Source organism: Streptomyces sp. TSRI0107 (assembly GCF_001905845.1).
Lineage (GTDB): Bacteria > Actinomycetota > Actinomycetes > Streptomycetales > Streptomycetaceae > Streptomyces.
In genome coordinates this window covers 208,447-226,479 of the sequence record NZ_LIVZ01000011.1, presented here as the reverse complement: position 1 = coordinate 226,479, position 18,033 = coordinate 208,447, and the positions used below count along the sequence as shown (strand labels likewise).

The following is an 18,033-nucleotide window of genomic DNA, read 5'->3' as shown; positions in this document are numbered from 1 at the left end:
CCCTCCGGAGCGGTGCGACGGCAGGCTAACACCCGCGCATCATCTGTGAACAGAGCTTACAAAACTATGGGTGGGTGAGGTGCTCAGCCCATCCGGCGCAGCCGCTCCAGCAGCGCCCGGCTGCGCCCGTGCCCGGCGCCGGAAGCGGGCAGGCCCCTGTCCTCTTCGTCGGCCAGGCGGCGCAGCAGTTCCCCGGCGGCGTGCCGTTCTCCGGTGCGGATCAGCAGGACGGCGATCTCGTAGCGGGTGTCCAGTACGTCGGGGTGGCCGGGCCCGAGCAGGCTGCGCTGCTCGGCGAGGACCGACTTCAGCTCGTCCAGGGCCTCCCGGGTGCGCCCGAGCGCGGCCACGCACAGGGCGCCTCCGGCTCGTGCGGCGAGCAGGCCCGCCCGGTCGATGCCGGGGGCGGCCATCAGCTCCCGGTACTCCTCCAGGGCACGGGCGGGGCGGCCGGCCCGGCGCAGGGCCTCGATCTCCGCGAGGCGCGGGTGAGCGGGCGCGGCCCCGAAGGCGGGAGCCGGCCGGGGCGCCCAGGCGTCGAGGAGGGCGGCCACCTCCGCGGCTGAGGCGGGCCGGTTCTCCGGTTTCTTCTCCAGCAGCGACTCGACCAGCGTCCGCAGGCCGTCCGGTACGTCGGGGCGGCGGTCGGCGAGCGGCGGGACGGGCTCGTTGGCGTGCCGGTGGTAGAGCATGAAGGGGCTGCCGTCGGTGAAGGGTGGTGTCCCGGTGAGCAGTTCGTACAGGACGCAGCCCAGCGAGTAGAGGTCACTGGCGGGCACGGTCTGGCCCACCGCCTGTTCGGGCGCCATGTAGACGACCGTGCCGGGGGTGGCGTTGGAGGCAGTGAAACGGGTCTCTCCGGCCTGGGGCTCGAGAGCGGCGGCGACCCCGAAGTCCAGCACCTTGATCTCTCCGTCGGGGGTGATCATCAGGTTGGACGGTTTGAGATCTCGGTGCACGACGCCCTGACCGTGGGCGTAGGACAGCACCTTGGCCGTGCGGCGGGCGACGTCCGCGGCCTGTGCGATGCCGAGCGGGCCGTCGTTCTTGAGGACGGCGTCCAGAGCGCGGCCCGGGACGAGGTCCATGACCAAATACAGCTCGCCCTCGTGGTTCCCGTGGTCGTGGACCGCCGGGACACCCGGGTGGCGCAGGCGGCCGGTCAGTCGGATCTCGCGCAGGAAACGGCGTTCCAGCGTGCTCAATTCTGCGGCCCGGCCGCGGGTGGCTAGTACCTTGACAGCCACATCCCGGTGGTGGTCACGGTCGCGTGCCGCCCAGACGACTCCCATGCCGCCCCGGCCCAGTTCGTGCCTGAGCTCGTACCGTCCAAGGCTTCGCCGCATCGCGCCCCGTCCCCAGTCCCGGCGCCTGCCGCGCCCGTCACCGCCCCGCGGCCCGGAACCTCACGGCACCCGGCCGACGAACCATTCTCTCACTGGTCACGGCAGTCCCGTACCTCCCCAGGCCAGAAAGGTGGCCCTTGCAATCGCCTCTTCGCTGCCGCCGGGGACGGGCGGCCCGACTCACCAGGGCACCGGGCCCTGCGGGACCAGGAACGGGCGGCGGGGGTCCTCGGGCACAGTGCGGGTGGCGGCCAGCTCGGGGCGCGGCTCCGGCAGGTGGGGCGCGAGAGCCGCGTAGACCTCGGCGGCGGAGGAGGGGCGGTCGTCGGGCCGCTTGGCGAGCAGGGCCGTGATCAGGTCCTGGAGGTCGCCCGGCACGTCGACCCCGGAGTCGGCGACGAGGGGCGGGGGCGTAGCGAGATGGTGGGAGGCCAGGAGTGCCGGCTGATGGGTGGGGAAGGGCGTCTCCCCTGTCAGCATGTGGTGCAGCAGGCAGCCCACGGCGTACAGGTCACTGCGGCCGTCGAGCTGGTCCCTACCCGACAGCAGCTCGGGGGAGGCGCAGAGGAGGTTGCCGATGCCCTCACCGGTCGTCGTCAGGCGGGGGTCGGTGTCGCTGAGCAGTTTGACCAGTCCGAAGTCCAGGATCTTCACGATGCCGTCCCGCCGGACCATGACGTTCTGCGTTTTCAGGTCGCGGTGGACCAGGCCGGCCGCGTGGACGGCGGACAGTCCCGCGCACAACTGGGCGGCGACGGCGACCGCCGATGGGATGCCGAACCGCCCCTCCTCCTGCTGATCGAAGAGGTACTCGAGAGTGGTGCCCTCGATCAGCTCCATCACCAGCCAGCAGGTGTCGTCCACGAGCGACGCGTCGAAGACGGTGGCGACATTCACGTGGTCAAGGCACGCGGCCGCCCGCGTCTCCCTGTCGAACCGCCTCAGGGCCGCCTCGCGGCTGTTCGGCACGGCCAGCAACTCCGTGGCGACGGTCTTGACGGCCACGGGCCGGTTCAGGGGCAGGTCGCGGCCCTGCCACACGTGACCCATCACACCTCTGCCCAGGACCGACTCCAGTCGATAGCGGTCACAGAGCACCAATCCCGGCGCGGGACCCGGCATCTTTCTTGACCTCCACATTCTCCACACATCAGGGTGGAACGCGAACCCTGTGAACAGAGTCAATGAGCGTAGTAGCCTTCCCAGCAATACGGCCGCTGGGACGCCGACCAGCCCAGCCGCCCAGTACCTCGGAGACTGATCGATGAGTACCCCCGACGTCGTACCCGTCAGCCTGGCCGAGATCGCCCGGATCGCAGGCGTCGGGCGAGCCGCGGTGAGCAACTGGCGCCGCCGCCACGACTCCTTCCCCACGCGGATCGGGGGCACCGACGTGAGCCCGCAGTTCTCGCTGGCCGAGGTCGAACAGTGGCTGCGGGACAACGGGAAGCTGAAGGACATCGGCGGCCGAGAGCTCCTCTGGCCGCGCTTCGAGGCGCTGGGCAGCAGGAACGAGTCGGGTCTGGCCGTCGCCGAGGCGGCTCGCCGGATGCGTTCCTCCACAGCAGAGATCACCCGCCCGGAACTCTCCGCGCAGGCCCGGGAACTCGTGGCCGAGGCAGCGAAGCTGGGGCGTGCGGGGGGGCCGCGCGAGACCTTCGAGTTCCTGTTGCAACGGTGGCTGGAAACTCATGTCCGGCAGCTCAGCACCACACCGCCACAACTGGCCGCGCTCATGGCCCGGATCGCCCTCGCCGTCCGGCGCGGCACTGGGGAAGGCGGGCTGACCGTCCTCGATCCGGCGTGCGGTACGGGACACCTGGCCGCCGCGGCCACTCAGGAGTACGACCGTCCGGGTTTGGAACTGCTCGCCTGTGAACTGGACGCCGCGCTGGCCGCGCTGGCATCCGCTCGTCTTGAGTTCATCGCGGAGGACCGTGACATCCGTACCCGTGTCGCTACGGCTGACGCGCTGCGGGAAGACCCCTTCGCCGGCACCAAGGCCGACATCGTGCTCTGCAATCCCCCGTTCAACGAACGTGACTGGGGCTACGAGGAGCTCGCCACCGACCAGCGCTGGACGCATGGGCTGCCCCCACGAACCGAACCCGAACTGGCCTGGGTGCAGCACCTGCTCTCCCACCTCAAGCCCGGCGGGGCCGCCGTGGTCGTTCTTCCGCCTGCGGTCGCGTCGCGCAAGGCGGGCCGTCGTATCCGCGGTTCACTGCTGCGCACCGGTGTGCTCCGGGCGGTTGTGTCCCTGCCGCCCGGCAGTGCCCAACCGCACAGTGTGTCCTTGCAGTTGTGGATTCTCCAGGCAGCGGCGGACGGCTTCGCCGCCGCACCCGCGAGCCAGGACGCCCTCCTGGTTGACGCCACACGCTTCGCACGACCCGGATCACGCGAGCCGAGTCCCGACTGGGACGCTCTCGGATCATTCGTCCTCACCGCGATGGCGACCTTGAACCACCCGACCCAGGACCTGCCGGAGGGGGCGGTTTGCGTCCCCTTGCTGGACCTGCTGGACGACGAGGTGGACGTCACCCCGGGTCGCTACACCGCGGCGATGACGGAGCCCTCCCCGAAGGAGCTCGTCGCTAAATGGGGCGAGTTCGGGGCGCTGCTGACGGATCTGGCCGATCACGCTCAGCACCTGTCCGGACTCGACTTCGAGGCCGCGGCTCCGCAGACCACCGCGACGGTGGGAGACCTGGTCAAAGCGGGCGCCCTGACATTGCGCGCCGGGCAGCAACCGCTGGAGACGGTCACACCGGCTCGCGGGGCCGCCATGCCCCTCCTCACCATCGCCGACCTCCTGCACGACGGCAGTCCGGGCGGCCTCCTGCCCACCGACTCGGCCCACGCCATCGCCGAGGAGGGTGACGTCGTGGTCGCCGGAGTGATCCGGGCCTTCAAGGCGTGGGTCCACGAAGGGCCACCAGTGGCTCTGGGCCCTCAGCTCTACGCCTTGCGGGTGGACCCCGAGAAGCTGGATGCCCACTTCCTCGCCGGATGCTTGCGCGCACCAGCCAACGGGCGCCAGGCAGGCACCCACGCCTCCAGTTCGTCCCGAGTCGACATCCGACGTCTCCAGGTACTGCAGCTTCCCTTGGAGAGACAGACGGTGTACGCCGAGACATTCCGTCGCCTCAAATCCTTCGAGGCACTCGTCATCAAGGCTGAGAGCGCCGGTAGTGGGTTGGTGGGCGACATGAGTGATCGCCTCGCGGCAGGCGGGCTGGCCGGCTGACGCTCACGGGCCGAGGTGGTTATTGCCCTGTGAGGTCGGGCGGACACATTTCAGGCTCATCACGTAGCGCATCCATCAAGATCCGGACCATTTCAGGTTCTGCCTGTGTACCAGCAGCAGACGAAGAATCTGCTCGTGAGCTACTCCGCGAAGAAGCTGGGCTTCTTCTAGGCGCGACGGCCGGCGGGCGCGTGAAGACGCCCGCGCCGGGTACCCGGCGCCACATGCTCAAGCGCGCTCTGTGGCAGGGTCTGCTCGCGGGTGGCGTCGGGGGTGTGGTGATGACCCTCGGCGAGAAGATCGAGCAGAGGGTCACCGGCCGGCCCGATTCGCATGTGCCCGCGCGGGTGCTGGAACGCCTGACCGGTCTGCCGGAGCGCCCGGGAGCCCAGCCGCCGGTGGTCAACTGGGCCATGCACTACGGCCAGGCCGCCCTGCTCGGCGTACTGCGCTCGGTCATGGCCCAGGCCGGTCTGCGCGGACCGCTGGCGTCGGCGAAGTTCACGGTGGTCCGTCTCACCAACGACCAGATCCTGGAGAACGCGACCGGCGTGGGTGCTCCGCCGGCCACCTGGCCGCGCGGGGAGCTCGTCCTGGACGTCCTGCACAAGGCCGTGTACGCCTTCACCACCGGCGCCGTAGCCGATGCCCTGGCCGCCCGCAGCGGGCCCGGCCCGGGGCAGAGGCACGCAGCCATGCGTCCCGGCCGCCGACCCGATGTCGGGCCCCTGCCCCGCGGGAACGCCCACGGCCGGTGAGAGCACCGACCGGCGAACAGCATTCTCACCGGCGGCGGGCGGACCGCGTCCTCATCAGCGGCCGAATCGCCGGCCGGCCCGCGAGCCGCGGTAAGCGGCGCGGCGGATGGCGGACAGCGCGGGGCCGGGGGTGAAGTCGCGCGCTTCGTGGGCGTAGATGTCGAAGTCAGCGCTCTCCGTGGGGCGTACGGGCAGCGGCGTGTGGACAGTCAGTACGGCGAACTCGCGCCAGCGCCGGTCGTCGGTCGCCTCGGCGCAGAGGTCGAAGACGAGCGGTCCGGCGCTCAGGGCCCGGCTCAGGCTCGCCGGGTCGCCATGCACGGGAGCATCGCGAGCCCCGCGAGCGTCGCGTGAACGACGGGGGAAGGCTGCCAGGACGGATGGACGGCCGGCGATCCGGTAGGAGAGGAGGCTGGAGTACGGTCCGCCCAGGGCGTCGGCGCGTGGCAGCGGCAGGTGCCGGGTCAGCCGGCCCCGGCCGCTGCTCGTGAGCAGCAGATCGAGGACGTTGCCCGGGCCGTCGGCCTGCTCCACGCGCACCGCGAGACCCAGCCCGTCGGGCAGCCGCCGGGGCAGGCCGGCCGCTCGGGACAGACGTACCGTCGCCTCGTAGCGACCCGGTGTGTCCAGCCACGGCACGTCCCAGCGTTCGCCGCCGTCCATGACTCGCAGCTCGGCCGCGCACGTCAGCCCGTCCGGATGCAGGGCCGGAGCCCCGCGCAGGCGAGCGAGCAGGCGGAAAGCCGCCTCGACCGCTCTGACGTGCCGTGATTCCGCCGGTGTCGCGGACCGGGCCGTCCGCACCAGGCCCCTCACCGGCCGCACCCGCACGCCTGCCTGCGGGACGGTGTCCCTTTCGGGCCGGTGGTGCGCAGCCAGGCAGCGATCCAGCCTGCCTGCATCACGGCGTCCAGCAGGTACGTGGGCCGGATCCGGCCTTTCGGCACATAGGTCAGATCGACGGCCAGCAGGGTCAGCGCGGTGCCCAGGCCGATGCGGCGGGCATGCGAAGGGCCCTGTGGGTCCGCCGCCGCGGCGAGCTGCGCGAGACCCGCGGAGGCGAGCAGTCCGCCCGTCGTCATCTGCAGCCACACATCGGTCTTCGGTCCGAAGACCCACTCGAAACTGCGCAGGTGCGCGAGCGGCCACAGCCCGCCCACGGTGTTGAAGGCACCGTGCGCGACCGCGACGCCGCGCGCGGGCTCCCGTAGTGTCGTGCCGCCCATGGCGCCTCCCTTCCACTCCACGGCTCGCCGGGTACCCCTCGGACCGGCTCCCTTCACTCCGCTTCGAGCGCCACCGTCGTGGTGACCCGGACGAGCGCGGGTCGCCTCGGCACGGAACCGAAGCCGAAGCGCACGGGCGGTTCGACGATCGCCATGACACCGAGGTCGGCGCCCGCGAAGGACGCGGAGACGGCCCGGATCGGCCGCAGGTCCTGTGCGCCGTACCACTCGCGGCGGCCCGCGCGCGCACTGCCGCGGGTCCGCACTCCGGGCAGCAGCAGGCGGGCCGGCCAGTACGTGAACGCGCTCCACGCCGGACGGCGGGCGAGCGCGCCCGGCACGGTCCGCAGCAGGCAGCCCAGGGGCCCTCGCCGCCCGGTGAGGAAGCGCAGCTCGAGCGGGCCCGCGGTGACGGTCCAGGTGCGGTCCGCGACGCCGACCCGCACGGGGACGACGCGGACCGTCTCGAAGACGTAGGTGCCGCCGATGAAGTCGGCCGTCTCCTGTGTGGGGGCCAGCAGCAGCCGTTCCCCGTCGGCCCGTTCCAGCATGACGTCGCTGAACGGGCCGAACGGTGTCCGCTGCCAGTGGCCGAGTACGACCCGCGTACCGGACGAGGTGCCCAGGCCGGCGATCCAGCCCTCGAAGCGCAGTTCCGGGCGCCGTACGGCCGGCTCGGGAACCGGCGGCACCGGCGGCCGTACCCGCTGCTCCGCTCCGTGCTCCGCCACAGGCGGCGAGTCCCCCTCGCCCGGGAGCCGGAAACGGGCGGGGCGGGCAGGCGTCGGCGGCACATGGCCCCGGCGCGGATCGGCGGGGCTGAACAGCCGAAGGGGCTGCTCGAACGGAGGGCATGTCCCGGCGTCCGGGCGTGTGAGGTGGCCGCGGTGGCGGGCCGGCTGAAACATGACGGGCGTGCCCCGGCGCCGCCACGCAGTGCGGCGACGGAGGCACTTCGCCCGCCCGGCCGTCACGAGGAGCGCTCCCCCCATGACCTTCAATCCTCTGGAGCAGCGGGGCATCCCGCTGGACCGTCAGCTGCGCAACTGGCGAGAGATGAACGTTCAGCCGATCGATCCGGACCGCTGCGACCCCTACACCCGCTGCCGCGTCATCACGATGAACGGCATCGAGGTGGAGGCGATCCTCTTCAGCCACCAGCTCGCCCGCAACACGGTCGACCCCGAGGTCAAGCGGCAACTGGCGCGTACCCGCTACATCGAGGCCCAGCAGCAGAAGGTCGTCAACTGGCTGCTGCCCGGTGTGTCCTCGGTGCTGGAGACGACGATCGCCTACGAGCAGGTGGCGGTGGACCTGACGTCGTGGGTCGCGCGCATGGAGCCGGACCCGTACCTGAAGCAGGCGTACGAGTTCGGTGTGCTGGAGGACTTCGACCACCTGTACCGGTACGCGAACCTGTACGAGATGATCGAGCACCGCAAGGCGGAGTCGATCGTCGACGGGCTGACGGAGGTCATGCCCGGCCGGCCGACGAAGTTCCACCACCGGGACCCGTACGACAACGTGCGCGACCCGTACGCCAAGGACGAGACGAACCCGCTGTCCAAGCTGCACGCGCTGACGATCATGTCCGCGGAGCAGCAGACCATGAACTTCTACATGAACACCGGCCCCACCTACATGGAGCCGATCGCCCGGCAGCTCTACCAGGAGATCGGGCTCATCGAGGAGGAGCACGTCACCCACTACGAGTCCCTTGTCGACCCGGGTGAGACGTGGTGGGAGCAACTGGTCAACCACGAGTACAACGAGTGCTACCTCTACTACTCCTTCATGGAGCAGGAGAGCGATCCCAAGGTGAAGGCGATCTGGGAGCTGCATCTGAACATGGAGCTGGAGCACCTGCACACCGCCTGCGACCTGATGCGCCGCCACGACGGCCGGGACCCGCAGGAGGTCTTGGCGCCGGAGCTGCCGAACGTGCTCACCTTCGAGCCGAACAAGCAGTACCTGCGGGAGCTGCTGGACACGCAGATGGACCTGACCACGCTGGGTGCCGGTTACGTCCGCGAGGCCCACGAGCGGTTCGAGAAGATGCAGGAGCAGATCCATGGCGGCGAGCAGCCGCCCAGCGAGCGGGTCATGGCGGAGCACGACGAGATGTTCGGCCGCGAGTACCGCGTGCAGTCCGAGGGTGAGCACCCCGACCCCGCCATGCGCGAGAAGTGAGGGGCCGAGATGAGCGAGCTGCGCACCCCGCAGGCCGGAGACGACCGGGCGAGGGACATCGACGTGGTGGCGCTGCTGATGCGCCAGCACGGTGACATCCGGAATCTGTTCGACGAGGTCGAGGCCTCAACCGGTGAGGAGCGCCGCGACGCCTTCCGCCGGCTCGTGCGGCTGCTGGCCGTGCACGAGACCGCCGAGGAGGAAGTCGTCCACCCCTTCGCGCGGCGGGCGACCTCCGGTGGCGGGCAGGTCGTCGAGGACCGCCTCGCCGAGGAACGCGCGGCGAAGGAGACGCTGGCCGCCCTGGACGAGCTCGACACCGACGACCCCACGTTCATGCCGCGGCTGATGAAGCTGCGCACGGACGTCCAGGAGCACGCGCGGGCGGAGGAGCGCTACGAGTTCACGCACATCCGCCGGAGCACCGACGTCACCAACCTCGCCGCGATGGCCCAGGCCGTGAAGGCCGCCGAAGCCATGGCGCCCACCCGCCCGCACCCGGGTGTCGAGTCGGCAGCGGCGAACGTGGCGGTCGGGCCGATCGCCGCTCTCATGGACCGCACCAAGGACACCGTGCGCAAGGCCATGGGCAAGGACGGCTGACAGGCGGGCGGCAGCCCGGTCGTCCGGCCTGGGCTGCCGCTGGGGCTGCCGCTAGGTCTGCCGCTCGGTCTGCCGCCGGGGCTCCGCGACGGTTTTGCGAAGCGGTGACCGTGGCACTCGGGGCTCGCCGAGCGAAGGGCGAGCGATGGCGACGGTCGGCGTGGAAGAGGAATACCTGCTGGTCGATCCGGTCACCGGCATTCCGGTGCCGTATTCGGAGAAGGTGCGCATAGCCGCTGACCTGGCCTGTCACATGAGCGGGCGGGAAGTGCAGTGCGAACTGCTCCAGTCGCAGGTGGAGGTCGCCACGCCGGTGTGCGACACCCTCGACGAGGTCGGAGGGCACCTTCTGCGGCTGCGGCATGCCCTGGCGACCGGCGCGGGGGCACATGGCTGCCGTATCGCGGCCGTCGCGACTCCGCCGCTGCGCGACACGGATCATCCGGTGGCCGTCACCGACCACGCCCGTTACCGGGCCATGCTCGCCCAGGCACCCCAGCTGGTGGCGGAGCAGGTGGTGAACGGCATGCACGTGCACGTGGCCGTGCCCAGCCGCGAGGCCGGCGTGCAGGTGCTCAACAGGCTGCGGCCGTGGCTGCCCACGCTGACGGCGATGTCGGCGAACTCCCCGCTGTGGGACGGCCACGACACCGGCTTCGCCAGCTGGCGCACCGTGATCTTCGGCCGCTGGCCGGTCGCCGGTCTGCCCCCGGTCTTCCAGGACGTCGAGGACTACGAGCGGCGCGTGCGGCGGCTGCTGGACTGCGGTCTGATCTCGGACACCGGCCAGCTGTACTGGCAGGCCCGGCTGTCGGACCGGTACCCCACCGTCGAGGTGCGCTGCCCGGACGTACAGCTGCGGGTCGACGGCGCGGTCATGTTCGCCGGTGTCGTCCGGGCGCTGGTGGAGACGGCGCTCGCCGAGGCGGCCACGGACGCGCCCCCGCCGGACTGCGCCCCGGAGTTCCTGCGAGCCGTCATGTGGCACGCGAGCCGTCACGGCCTGACCGGCACCCTGATCGACCCCAGCGGCACCGTGCGGAGCGCCGGCGACATGGTGCGCGCGCTGCTGCGGCACATCGCAGCCGCGCTGGAGGCGTCCGGCGACACGAGCAAGGTCACCGCCCTGGTGAACCGGCTCCTGCGGCAGGGCACCGGCGCGGACCGGCAGCGCGCCGCCCTGGCCGCGGGCGGTGAGCGAGCGGTGATCGACCTGATCGTCGGCGAGAGCACCGCTGGCTGAACCGAGTGCCGGATCGGCGGCCGGGTACTCGCGCTGTACCGGTCTCGGGACCGTCCCTCGGCGTCGGGCGTGCGCACACAGGCGGCGGAGAGAGACGATGAGAGGACCGGGGCACGGAACCGGGCTGCCGTTCCGCGGACGGCATGCCGGATCGGCGGCCGGAAGGAGCCGGGAATCATGGGTGCGACCGAACCCTTCCGGGACGATCCCGGCACGTCGGAAGTGGTTCCGTCCAGCCCCGGCGGCCTGCTGGACGTGCTGAACGTGGCCGCCGTCCTCGTCGACGCCCAGGGGAAGATCGATCTCTGGAGCCCGCAGGCCGAGATCCTTTTCGGCTACAGCGCCGAGGAGGCGCTGGGCCGGTACGCGGCCCAGCTGCTGATCGACAAGGAGCACCTGGACTCGGTGCTGGCGCTGTTCGCCCAGGTCATGGAGGACGGCGAGAGCTGGGCCGGGGTCTTCCCCATCCGGCACAAGGACGGCAGCACGCGCATGGTCGAGTTCCGCAACATGCGGCTGCAGGACGACCAGCGCGAGTACTGGGCGCTGGGGCTGGCCACGGACCAGGTCACGCTGCGCCAGGTCGAGCGGAACCTGTCGCTGTCCGCCCAGCTGGTGTCCCAGTCACCGATCGGGCTGGGCATGCTGGACACCGATCTCCGGTACGTCTCCGTCAACCCCGCGGAGGAACGGATGAACGGCGTGCCGGCCGCCGAGCACATCGGCCGCCACGCCCACGAGGTGCTGCCCTTCCTGGACGATTCGTTCGAAGCCGCCATGCGCGAGGTCCTGACCACCGGCGTGCCGATCCTGGACCACTACATCGTTGGCCGCACGGCGGCCGACCCGGACAACGATCACGCCTGGTCGATGTCGTTCTACCGGCTCGAAGCGTCCAACGGGAAGGTGCTGGGAGTGGCCACCTCCAGCGTCGACGTCACCGACCGGCACCGCGCCGTGGAAGAGCAGCGCCGCACCGCCCTCACCCTGCAGCGCAGCCTGCTGCCCCACCCGCCGCCGCGGCGACCGGGCCTCGACATCGCCTTCCGCTACCGCCCCGCGCAGGCGACCATCGAGATCGGCGGCGACTGGTTCGACGTCATCCCCCTGGCCGGCGACAAGACCGCCCTGGTCGTCGGCGACGTGATGGGCAGCGGCGTCACCGCCGCGGCCGCCATGGGACAGCTGCGCACCGCCGCCAGGACCCTGGCCGACCTCGACCTGACCCCCGCCCAGGTCCTGCACCACCTCGACCACATCACCGACGGCCTCGAGACCATCGCCACATGTGTCTACGCCGTCTACGACCCGCACGCCGCACAGTGCCGGGTGGCCCTCGCCGGGCACCTGCCGCCCGTCTTCCTGGGCCCGGACGGCGACAGCCGGCTGCTCGACCTGCCGACCGGCGCGCCCCTGGGCGGCTGCGGCGTCGCCTTCGACTCCACGACCATCGGCTTCGGCCCGGGCGACCAGCTCGTCCTCTACACCGACGGCCTCGTCGAGACCCGCGATCAGCCGATCGAGACCCGCCTGAACTTTCTCGTCGACATTCTCGACGGCTCCGACCCCTCACTGGACGCCACCTGCGACCGGCTTCTGAACACCCTGCGCTCCGAGGGCGACCACGACGACGTGGCACTGCTCATCGCGCAGGCCGCCCACATCCCCGCGGAGGAAGCGCTCACCGGGGCCGAGAACGCGGGTGGAACCGCGCAGGGCCTCCGTCGAGCCGCGCCCGGCTGGGGTCCTGACCGGCCATGACGGCAGCCCCGGAACCGGTCCACAGACGGGAGGTTGCTCACCATATGCCTGAGTACTCTGGCTTTGTGGAGCCGTATCCGACGCCTCCGGGCAGCGATGACGGCGACCGGTCGCTGCCGATCGCCGGACTGCGTCCGGAGATTCTCGCTTCCTGGGAGCGCTCACTCTCTCTCGGCATCGACCGCGAGGGGGCGGCCCTGCCGATCGAGAGCGACCTGGATCCCGACTCCCGGCTGATCAGGGCTGCCACGCCGGTGCTCGACCGCCTGTGTGAACGGTTCGCGGGCCTATCGGTGACCGTGGCTCTGGCCGACTCACGGGCGAATCTCGTGGGCCGGTGGGGCGATCCGGCGGGGCTGAGTCTGATGGACGCCGCCTCCCTGGTGCCGGGCGCCAATGTCGACGAGCGGTTCATGGGGACCAGCAGCGTCAGCATGGTGCTGAGCACCAGGGCGCCGTTCGTGGTCGTCGGCCACGAACACTTCCTGCACGGCCTCAAGGAGCTGACCTGCATGGCCGCGCCGGTACGCGACCCGGTGGGCGGCACGGTGCGGGGCGCGGTCAACCTCGCCGTGCCCCGGGCGCTGGCCGACCCCGGCATGGCGCTGGTCCTCCAGGACGCCACCGAACGCATCGGGGAACGCCTGCTGGAGCTGAGCACGGCCCGCGAACGTGAGCTGATGCGCTCCTTCCGCCAGGCCAGGGAGCGCGGCGGGCATGCCGAGCTGAACCTCGGCTCGGGAGAGCTGTCCCGGCTCGGCGGACCAGCGCCCCCGCTGGCCTCGCAGGAGCGGCTGACACTGCTGGAGCGTGCCGTCGAGTTGATCTCCTCGACCGGTGAGACGTTCGCCGAGGTGCCGCTCGCGGGCAGTCGCGTGGCCCTGCTGCGCCGCCGAGAGCTGCACCACGGCGACGCGGAGGGCGCGGCGGTCGAGGTCAGCTTCGAGGAGGCCGGTGGCACGCGGACACCGGGCCCCGCCACCGTCTCCGCCCCCGACGGCCGGCATGTGCCGCTCCTGAACTATCCCGCCGCGGCGGCGGAGGCGAGTACGCCCGACGCGACGGCGGAACCGGACCCCACCGCACCGACCGACGCGTGGCTGCTGCTGGTGGGCGAGCCCGGCGTCGGCCGGCTCGCCGCGGAGGCGCGCGGGCGGCTGTCCCTGCTGAACGAGGCGGGCGGCCGGCTCGGCACCACCCTGGACATGTGGCGCACCGCCGAGGAACTGGCGGAGATCGCCGTGCCGCGCTTCGCCGACCTGGTCGTCGTCGACCTGGTGGAGAGCGTCCTGGCGGGCGAGGAGCCACCGCCGGGACGGGTGCGCCCCGACGTGGCACTGCGCCGGGTGGCCGCCCGGACGAGCCTGGCCCGGACGGACGAGGCCCGGACGGACGAGGACTCCCGTGGCGCCGACTTCGGCGGCGTGAACGAGCCGGTCGGCTATCCCGCCGGTACGCCCCAGGCCCGCTGTCTGGATTCCGGGCAGCCGGTCATGGACTCGGTGCTGACCACCGCCCTGGCCGGACACCCCGCCGACAAGGTGCACCCCGTCGACCTGCTCGGCGAGGGCGTGCACTCCTACCTGGGCGCTCCGCTGTCCGCGCGGGGCTCCGTGCTCGGCATGGCGGGGTTCTACCGCCGTGGCAGGACGCGGCCGTACGAGGAGGACGACCTGACGCTGGCGGGTGAGCTGGCGGCCCGGGCCGCGATCAGCGTGGACAACACCCGCCGCTACTACCGTGAGCATCACGCCTCCCTCACCCTGCAGCGCAGCCTGCTGCCGCATGTCCTGCCCCAGCTGAGCACCGTCGATCTCGCCTCCCGCTATCTGCCCGCGGACGCCAGGGCGGGTGTGGGCGGGGACTGGTTCGACGCGATCCCGCTGTCCGGGATGCGCGTGGCGCTGGTCGTCGGGGACGTGCCCGGCACCGGTCTGCAGGCGGCGGCGACCATGGGCCGGCTGCGTACTGCGGTGCGGACGCTGGCCGGGCTGGACCTGCTGCCCGAGGAGGTGCTGGCCCATCTGGACGACCTGGTCAGCCGCACCCCCGACGAATCGGCCGACGAAGAGGACCCCGCGACGGGGACGACCTGCCTGTACGCGATCTACGACCCGGTGTCGTGCCGCTGTACGGCCGCCCGGGCCGGTCATCCGCCGCCCGCGCTGCTCACGCCGGACGGGGAGGCGCGGCTGATCGACCTCCCGGCCGGTCCGCCGCTGGGGCTCGGCGGCATCCAGCCGTACGAGTCCGCCACCTTCGACCTGCCGGCGGACAGCCTGCTGACGATGTACACCGACGGCCTGCTCAAGGAGAGCCGCGGCTACGGGGACACCGACGCGCGCACCGGGCAGCTGCTGGCCTCGCTGGACCTCGCCGGTCCGGAGCTGGAGGACATCTGCGACCGGGTCGCGGACACCCTCCCGCCCGGCGGCCCGCAGGACGACGTGGCCCTGCTGCTGGCCCGGGTGCACGCGCTGCCCGAGGACCGGGTGGCGTCCTGGGAGTTCCCGTCCGACTCCTCGGTCGTGGCGCGGGCCAGGGAGCTGACCCGCGCCCAGCTCGCCGCCTGGGACATGTCGGAGTTGGACTTCAACACCGGGCTGGTGGTCAGCGAGCTGGTCACCAACGCCGTGCGGTACGGCGGCTCCGGGCCGGTGGGCCTGCGGTTGCTGCGCGACGACTCACTGATCTGCGAGGTCTCCGACCGCAGCAACACCTCCCCGCGCATCCGCCGGGCGGCCACGACCGAGGAGGGCGGGCGCGGCCTGTTCCTGGTGGCGCAGTTCACCAAGAGCTGGGGCGCCCGCTTCATGCCGCAGGGCAAGACGGTGTGGGCCGAGCAGCTTCCGCAGCCGGAGCAGCCCGCGTCGGAGACGGACGAGGAGGCGCTGCTGGCCATGTTCGACGACCCCGGCTGACCCGTCCGCTCCGGGGCCGGGCCGCTCCGGGGCCGGATCACCGAGCTGTTCGCATGCCTAGAGCGCCTTCTCGATCCGGGCCACCCGGTCGGTGCCGTCGCCGGTCAGGACGGCGAGGCCGGTCCGCCACACACCGGCCTTCGCCCGCAGCTCCGCGTACTCGTCAGACCGGTGCCCGTCAAACGGGTGCCCGCCGACCGTCGCCCCATCAGCCGCGTCCCCGTCGCCCAGCGCGAGCACCGCCGTCACCGAGCGCCGCGCCTCGCCGAACGCCACCGCGGAGCGCCTGCCGGACGGTGCCGCGCTGCTGACCACCGCGAAGGACGCCTTCACCGCCGGGCTCCAGACGGCCGCCACCGCGAGCGCGGCCTTCGCCCTCGCGACGGCGGCCCTGGTGGCGGCACTGCTGCGCCACGCCCCACCGATCGGAGCGACCGCCCCGGCTGAGAAACCGGCGGCGCTCAGCCCTGGTCGGCCGAGCCGCTGAGGATCTGCTCGCGAAGGATGTCCGCGTGGCCGCAGTGCTGGGCCAGTTCACGCAGGGCGTGGAGGTAGACCCAGCGCAGCGGCAGCGGGCCCCGGCGGTTGCCCCGCAGCAGATCGTCCAGCGTGAGCTCCGCCGTGGCCCGCCGGGACGCCTCGCAGGCCTGCCGATAGGACTTCTGGACGGAGGCGATCGTGTCGGCGTCGTCGAGGTCGAACGACTCGTCCGGTGTCTCGGGAATGCCGATCTCGGCACGGGACCGGCAGGTGATCGCCTCGTCGAACCAGACCTTCTCGACGAACGTGGCGTGCTTGACCAGGCCCAGCAGTGTGGTCTTGGAGGCGACCAGCGACCGGCGCGCCTGTTCCTCGGTCAGCCCGTCGAGACTGTCGTGCAGCGCGGACCGGTGCTCTTCGAGGAACGCCTCGAACTGCTCACGCAGCGTCCCGTGGAAGACGTCGGGCTCTAGTGACGGATGGGAAGTCATGGCCGCCACGATAAGCCCGCCCATACGGAGTTTCCTATGTTTATAGGCCCAACTCGCTTGACACAGAAGGCAACTGACTCGCCCTTAGACTCTGCGCATGGCTGAGCTCATCTACAGTATGCGTAAGGCGCGCAAGGCGCACGGTGACAAGGTGATCCTCGACGACGTCACCCTCGGGATGTACCCAGGAGCGAAGATCGGCGTCGTCGGCCCGAACGGCGCCGGCAAGTCGACCGTGCTGAAGATCATGGCCGGCCTGGAGCAACCGTCCAACGGCGACGCGTTCCTGTCCCCCGGTTACAGCGTCGGCATCCTCCTCCAGGAGCCGCCGCTGAACGAGGAGAAGACGGTCCTGGAGAACGTCCAGGAGGGCGTCGCGGAGATCTGGGGCAAGGTCCAGCGCTTCAACGAGATCGCCGAGCAGATGGCGACGGACTACTCCGACGCGCTGATGGACGAGATGGGCAAGCTCCAGGAGGAGCTGGACCACGCCAACGCCTGGGACCTCGACGCCCAGCTCGAGCAGGCCATGGACGCCCTGGGCTGCCCGCCCGGCGACTGGCCCGTCACCAACCTCTCCGGTGGTGAGCGCCGCCGTGTCGCGCTGTGCAAGCTGCTCCTGGAGCAGCCCGACCTGCTGCTGCTCGACGAGCCCACCAACCACCTCGACGCCGAGTCGGTGAACTGGCTGGAGCAGCACCTCGCCCAGTACCCGGGCAACGTCGTCGCCATCACCCACGACCGGTACTTCCTCGACAACGTGGCCGAGTGGATCCTGGAGCTGGACCGCGGGCGCGCGATCAGCTACGAGGGCAACTACTCGACCTATCTGGAGACGAAGGCCTCCCGTCTGAAGGTCGAGGGCCAGAAGGACGCCAAGCGGCAGAAGCGGCTCAAGGAAGAGCTGGAGTGGGTCCGCTCCAACGCCAAGGGCCGCCAGGCCAAGTCCAAGGCGCGTCTGGCCCGCTACGAGGAGATGGCCGCCGAGGCCGACAAGATGCGGAAGCTGGACTTCGAGGAGATCCAGATCCCGCCGGGCCCCCGTCTGGGCAACGTGGTCGTCGAGGTCAGCAACCTCAGCAAGGCCTTCGGTGGCAAGGTCCTCGTCGACGACCTCAGCTTCACCCTGCCGCGCAACGGCATCGTCGGCGTGATCGGCCCGAACGGCGCCGGCAAGACCACGCTGTTCAAGATGATCCAGGGCCTGGAGGAGCCGGACTCCGGGTCGATCAAGGTCGGCGAGACCGTCAAGATCTCGTACGTCGACCAGAGCCGCGAGAACATCGACCCCAAGAAGACGCTGTGGGCCGTCGTCTCCGACGAGCTGGACTACATCAACGTCGGCCAGGTCGAGATGCCCTCGCGGGCGTACGTCTCGGCGTTCGGCTTCAAGGGCCCGGACCAGCAGAAGCCGGCCGGTGTGCTCTCCGGCGGTGAGCGCAACCGGCTGAACCTGGCGCTGACCCTCAAGCAGGGCGGCAACCTGCTGCTCCTCGACGAGCCGACCAACGACCTCGACGTCGAGACGCTGTCCAGCCTGGAGAACGCGCTGCTGGAGTTCCCCGGCTGCGCCGTCGTCGTCTCCCACGACCGCTGGTTCCTCGACCGCGTCGCCACGCACATCCTCGCCTACGAGGGTGACTCCAAGTGGTTCTGGTTCGAGGGCAACTTCGAGTCCTACGAGAAGAACAAGATCGAGCGGCTCGGCGCCGACGCGGCCCGCCCGCACCGCGCCACCTACAAGAAGCTCACGCGCGACTGAGC

At 71.2% G+C, this 18,033-nt stretch carries 15 protein-coding genes; 8 read left to right on the top strand and 7 right to left on the bottom strand.

The window, feature by feature from the left end; genetic code table 11:
• Nucleotides 1–83: 83 nt before the first annotated feature.
• Nucleotides 84–1,346 carry a serine/threonine-protein kinase gene (locus tag AMK31_RS42185; protein WP_073943570.1) on the bottom strand — a complete coding sequence of 421 codons (1,263 nt, stop codon included), beginning with the start codon at nucleotides 1,344–1,346 and terminating at the stop codon, nucleotides 84–86.
• Nucleotides 1,347–1,526: 180 nt separating this feature from the next.
• A complete protein-coding gene (locus AMK31_RS28665; protein ID WP_073943569.1) occupies nucleotides 1,527–2,468 on the bottom strand; it encodes a serine/threonine-protein kinase in 942 nt (313 codons plus the stop codon).
• A 142-nt stretch (nucleotides 2,469–2,610) separates the two neighbouring features.
• On the opposite strand from AMK31_RS28665, the gene AMK31_RS28660 reads away from it, so the two are divergent.
• The gene (locus AMK31_RS28660) at nucleotides 2,611–4,596 is read left to right on the top strand and encodes an N-6 DNA methylase (protein WP_073943568.1); all 1,986 of its coding nucleotides are present in this window, start codon (nucleotides 2,611–2,613) and stop codon (nucleotides 4,594–4,596) included.
• 224 nt (nucleotides 4,597–4,820) lie between these two features.
• On the top strand, nucleotides 4,821–5,354 hold the full coding sequence (locus AMK31_RS28655) for a hypothetical protein (RefSeq protein WP_073943567.1): 534 nt from the start codon (nucleotides 4,821–4,823) through the stop codon (nucleotides 5,352–5,354).
• Between the two features lie 54 nt (nucleotides 5,355–5,408).
• Here the strand turns inward: AMK31_RS28655 and AMK31_RS28650 are convergent, their stop codons facing one another.
• Genes AMK31_RS28650 through AMK31_RS28640 form a run of 3 tightly spaced genes read right to left on the bottom strand, consistent with a single transcriptional unit; the run spans nucleotide 5,409 to nucleotide 7,233 of the window.
• Complete coding sequence (locus tag AMK31_RS28650) at nucleotides 5,409–6,170, bottom strand: phosphodiesterase (RefSeq protein WP_241842741.1); 762 nt, start codon at nucleotides 6,168–6,170, stop codon at nucleotides 5,409–5,411.
• Nucleotides 6,167–6,580, bottom strand: coding sequence for a hypothetical protein (locus AMK31_RS28645; RefSeq protein ID WP_073943566.1), 414 nt, complete (start codon nucleotides 6,578–6,580; stop codon nucleotides 6,167–6,169). Before AMK31_RS28645 ends, AMK31_RS28650 begins: the two co-directional genes overlap by 4 nt.
• 53 nt (nucleotides 6,581–6,633) lie before the next feature.
• Nucleotides 6,634–7,233, bottom strand: a complete 600-nt coding sequence (locus AMK31_RS28640) for a hypothetical protein (protein WP_107468756.1) — start codon at nucleotides 7,231–7,233, stop codon at nucleotides 6,634–6,636.
• Between the two features lie 337 nt (nucleotides 7,234–7,570).
• Here AMK31_RS28640 and AMK31_RS28635 point away from each other — a divergent pair, with 337 nt between their 5' ends.
• The 5 genes from AMK31_RS28635 (at nucleotide 7,571) to AMK31_RS28615 (ending at nucleotide 15,298) form a co-directional block, all read left to right on the top strand.
• Nucleotides 7,571–8,770, top strand: a complete 1,200-nt coding sequence (locus AMK31_RS28635; protein WP_073943565.1) for a hypothetical protein — start codon at nucleotides 7,571–7,573, stop codon at nucleotides 8,768–8,770.
• A 9-nt stretch (nucleotides 8,771–8,779) separates the two neighbouring features.
• The gene (locus AMK31_RS28630; protein WP_073943564.1) at nucleotides 8,780–9,373 is read left to right on the top strand and encodes a hemerythrin domain-containing protein; all 594 of its coding nucleotides are present in this window, start codon (nucleotides 8,780–8,782) and stop codon (nucleotides 9,371–9,373) included.
• A 145-nt stretch (nucleotides 9,374–9,518) separates the two neighbouring features.
• Complete coding sequence (locus AMK31_RS28625; RefSeq protein ID WP_073943563.1) at nucleotides 9,519–10,616, top strand: carboxylate-amine ligase; 1,098 nt, start codon at nucleotides 9,519–9,521, stop codon at nucleotides 10,614–10,616.
• A gap of 177 nt (nucleotides 10,617–10,793) precedes the next feature.
• Nucleotides 10,794–12,377, top strand: coding sequence for a SpoIIE family protein phosphatase (locus tag AMK31_RS28620; protein ID WP_079186967.1), 1,584 nt, complete (start codon nucleotides 10,794–10,796; stop codon nucleotides 12,375–12,377).
• A 44-nt stretch (nucleotides 12,378–12,421) separates the two neighbouring features.
• The gene (locus AMK31_RS28615; protein ID WP_241842740.1) at nucleotides 12,422–15,298 is read left to right on the top strand and encodes a SpoIIE family protein phosphatase; all 2,877 of its coding nucleotides are present in this window, start codon (nucleotides 12,422–12,424) and stop codon (nucleotides 15,296–15,298) included.
• A gap of 57 nt (nucleotides 15,299–15,355) precedes the next feature.
• On the opposite strand, the gene AMK31_RS40755 is transcribed toward AMK31_RS28615, so the two are convergent.
• Nucleotides 15,356–15,655: a hypothetical protein gene (locus AMK31_RS40755; RefSeq protein ID WP_158074557.1), complete on the bottom strand. Its 300-nt coding sequence runs from the start codon at nucleotides 15,653–15,655 to the stop codon at nucleotides 15,356–15,358.
• 104 nt (nucleotides 15,656–15,759) lie between these two features.
• Entirely contained in the window at nucleotides 15,760–16,269 is a 510-nt protein-coding gene (locus tag AMK31_RS28605; protein WP_073943561.1) for a DinB family protein, read from the bottom strand.
• Between the two features lie 97 nt (nucleotides 16,270–16,366).
• On the opposite strand from AMK31_RS28605, the gene ettA reads away from it, so the two are divergent.
• On the top strand, nucleotides 16,367–18,031 hold the full coding sequence (gene ettA, locus AMK31_RS28600) for an energy-dependent translational throttle protein EttA (RefSeq protein WP_073943560.1): 1,665 nt from the start codon (nucleotides 16,367–16,369) through the stop codon (nucleotides 18,029–18,031).
• Nucleotides 18,032–18,033 lie beyond the last annotated feature (2 nt).